The sequence below is a fragment of the Mycobacterium parascrofulaceum ATCC BAA-614 genome, assembly GCF_000164135.1.
Taxonomy (GTDB): Bacteria; Actinomycetota; Actinomycetes; order Mycobacteriales; family Mycobacteriaceae; genus Mycobacterium; species Mycobacterium parascrofulaceum.
In genome coordinates this window covers 6604-9814 of sequence record NZ_GG770558.1, presented here as the reverse complement: position 1 = coordinate 9814, position 3211 = coordinate 6604, and the positions used below count along the sequence as shown (strand labels likewise).

The window sequence follows — 3211 nt, the reverse complement described above, 5'->3', positions numbered from 1 at the left end:
GTTTCGGAGGCGACTTATCACCGGTGGCGTAACCAGTTCGGCGGCTTGAAGGCAGAGGACGCCAAACGGCTCAAGGATCTCGAGCGTGAGAACGCCACCCTCAAACGGCTGTTGGCCGATGCCGAGTTGGAGAAGGTCGCGCTCAAGGAGATCGCGAAGGGAAACTTCTAGGCCCGGAACGCCGTCGGGCAGCCGTTCGTCACCTGCAGCGCGTGCTGGGGGTCAGCGAACGGTTCGCCTGCCGCGTCGCCGGGCAACACCGCGCCACCCAACGACACCAGCCGGTCTCGGACACGCCGGCCGATCCTGATGCGTCGTTGCGGGTCTGGCTTGGTCAATACGCCAAGGACCACCCGCGGCGGGGGTTCCGGCCCGCCTATCACGATGCCCGCGCCGAAGGCTGGGCAGTCAATCACAAGAAGATCCAACGCCTTTGGCGCGAGGAAGGGCTGCGCGTGCCGCAGCGTCGACGCCGAAAACGCCACGGCAGCTCCACCGCGCCGCCGACGGTAACCGCCGATGCGCCCAACCGGGTGTGGGCGGTGGACTTCCAATTCGATGTCACCACCGACGGGCGCCCGATCAAGATCGTCTCGATCGTCGACGAGCACACCCGCGAATGCCTCGGTGGGATGGTCGAGCGCAGCATCACCGGTGAACACCTGATCGCCGAACTCGACGGCCTGGCTGCCCAGCGCGGCACTTATCCAACGGTACTGCGGTGTGACAACGGCCCCGAATTAGCCTGCAGCGCAATGGCCGACTGGGCCAGCGGCCAGGTTGGGTTGCACTTCATCCCACCTGGTGAGCCGTGGCGAAACGGCTACGTCGAATCGTTTAACTCCCGCATCCGCGACGAGTGCCTCAACATCAACAGCTTCTGGTCGATGGCCCAGGCTCGCGTGGTGATCGGCGACTGGAAGCACGATTACAACCATCACCGACGCCACTCATCGCTGGGCTACCAACCACCAGCCCGCTACGCTGCCACCTGTACCCACCAATGAACGACTCTCGTTCGCCGTGGACCAGTTCACGGGGTCCGGTCATGGGGGCCGCCGACAAGGTCGCCATCGACGCGCCGTTTGGGTGGCCGGAACCCTTCATTCGTGCCATCAGCTCAGAGCCAGGAAGATGGCCTCTTGATCCTGACGAGATACGCGCTCCGCTGGAACGTCGCACAACTGACTTCCTTGTCCGTGATCGCACAGGAAAGACTCCGCTGTCGGTGACAACCGACCGCATCGCCTACTGCGCGATGCGCTGTGCGTCTCTTCTTGGGGCTCTCGATAGCCCGAGGGACGGGTCGGGCCGGGCCGCAGAGGCGTATCCCGATGCCGCGCTGCGTTGCTGGCTACCGACGCTTTTCACTGGATCTCTGCAGTCGTACAAAACCAAGAACAATGCTGCGGCACGCGGACGCCGGAGAATACTTCTTGCCGGATTGCTCGGCGAACTCGGCAATGACTTCAACATTACCGACGCGCAGCAGGCCGCTGTTGCCGACTCAGATGATTGTCTCGACGCCTTCGTCTGCGCGCTCCTTGCCCGTGCAGCGGCGGCGCATCGCACTGTGCTGCCGTCCACACCTGAGCACCAAGCACTGGCCATGATCGAAGGTTGGATTCATCTGCCCGAACCCGAGAGCCTTCGGCAGCTGATCGACCGACGAGTCCCAAGTAACCAATCGGAGATCCAATGACAACTCCCAACCTTGGCCGCCTGAAGGCGGTCGCACCGCGTGATGTGTGGCCGCACGAGGCCCATAGCTTCACACCGTGGCTGCTCAACAACGTCGACGTTCTCAGCGACTTGCTTGGAATGGATCTTGAGCTTCAGGTAGCAGAGCACCCAGTCGGAGGTTTTTCGTTGGACCTCCTAGGCCGAGATCTCTCCGATGAGAGTGTCGTTATCGTCGAGAACCAGCTGGAACTGTCCGACCACACGCACCTCGGACAGATCCTCACCTACGCGGCGGGAACCGATCCAAAAACAATCGTCTGGATCACCGCTGGATTCCGGCCCGAGCATCGCGCTGCGCTCGACTGGCTGAACGAACACACCGACCCAGACACCCGGTTCTTCGGCATCGAAATCGCGGTTGTTCAGATCGGCGGCTCCACCCCCGCACCCAACTTCAAGCTGGCGGTGGAACCCAACGACTGGGAGAAGCAGGTCAAGGCGGCCACCACGGCGGGCGCAATGACCGAGAGGTCGAAGCTCTATTGGGACTTCTGGGAGCAATTCCGCAGCCGCGTTGTGTCTGAGTATCCCGGATGGACTAACCGGAAGACCTCGACCCGCGACTCCTGGTACAGCCTTCCTACGGGCACCAGCGTGGCCTCTTTAGAATCGACTTTCACCCAGAAAGGCTTGGAGGTGCAGCTCTACTTCGGTGGTCCCGATCCGGAAGTCAACACTGCCCGCTTCGAGGCGCTCCACGCACAACAAGAACAGTTCGAGCAAGCCCTAGGCCAAGTCGCCGTGTGGGACGGGATGACAGGCCGAAAGGCCGCCCGGGTCTGCACCACTTCGGCTTTCAACGACGTTGCGAACGTCGAGCAATGGCCAGCGATGATCGACTGGCTGCTCGATCAGCATTTGCGATTCCGCCGAGCGATCCAAGCAATCGGAGGGCTGGCTTCGCTTGACCAGAGCGGCACACGGTAGCTGGCGCGTGAGATGGACTGTTAACACTCCCTATTGCGATTAGGTATCAACCGATGCCCACGCATGAATCCAGGTCTCGATGAAGTCTTCCCGCCGACGCCCGAAGTGTCGGCTGAGTTAGCCCAACACCAGATGGCAGGTGGTCACCAGTTCGGAAAGGCTGTCAGGTTTCTGGAACGGCACCGACCGCAACCTCCTGGCGGAGCGACTGGGCATCAACGTTGACTATGCCGATTGGCTGCTGAATCACGCTCGGAAGATGAAGAGCGGGATTATCCGCGTCGTGGTGAGTGAGAAGAACGACGGTCGCGAGACGGCGAGTGTACAGGCTCACCACTACCGCTACGTGTTAGACGACAACCTCACTCCCGACACGCGGCACTATGTCCAAGCGGTGATAGAGAGATTCAGAACCATCAGCCCTGACATACTCACGAGGCCAGGCTATCGAGAGTGGTCATTTTCGGTCCTCGTCGAGCCATTGCACGCGGTTGCCCCCGTCACCATCATCTAGGTACGGATTTGCCTGCCCTAGCATCGC

At 61.5% G+C, this 3211-nt stretch carries 4 protein-coding genes; all 4 read left to right on the top strand.

Features of this window, described 5'->3' with window-relative positions:
- Positions 1-1007, top strand: a protein-coding gene (locus HMPREF0591_RS23335; RefSeq protein WP_085981719.1) for an IS3 family transposase whose coding sequence is annotated in 2 segments (ribosomal slippage) — positions 1-157 and positions 157-1007 — 1008 coding nt annotated over the 2 segments. Because the reading frame shifts where the segments join, the coding sequence is not laid out codon by codon here. This gene is flagged as partial in the annotation.
- A 41-nt stretch (positions 1008-1048) separates the two neighbouring features.
- Complete coding sequence (locus tag HMPREF0591_RS31375; RefSeq protein WP_007171154.1) at positions 1049-1702, top strand: DUF429 domain-containing protein; 654 nt, start codon at positions 1049-1051, stop codon at positions 1700-1702.
- Entirely contained in the window at positions 1699-2670 is a 972-nt protein-coding gene (locus HMPREF0591_RS23330) for a DUF4268 domain-containing protein (protein WP_007171153.1), read from the top strand. The genes HMPREF0591_RS31375 and HMPREF0591_RS23330 overlap by 4 nt, the downstream gene beginning before the upstream one ends.
- Positions 2671-2809: 139 nt before the next feature.
- Positions 2810-3184: a hypothetical protein gene (locus HMPREF0591_RS23325; RefSeq protein WP_007171152.1), complete on the top strand. Its 375-nt coding sequence runs from the start codon at positions 2810-2812 to the stop codon at positions 3182-3184.
- Positions 3185-3211 lie beyond the last annotated feature (27 nt).

Coding starts and splice junctions, on each gene's coding strand:
- HMPREF0591_RS31375 (WP_007171154.1), top strand. CDS start 1,049: ATGGGGGCCGCCGACAAGGTCGCCATCGACGCGCCGTTTGGGTGGCCG.
- HMPREF0591_RS23330 (WP_007171153.1), top strand. CDS start 1,699: ATGACAACTCCCAACCTTGGCCGCCTGAAGGCGGTCGCACCGCGTGAT.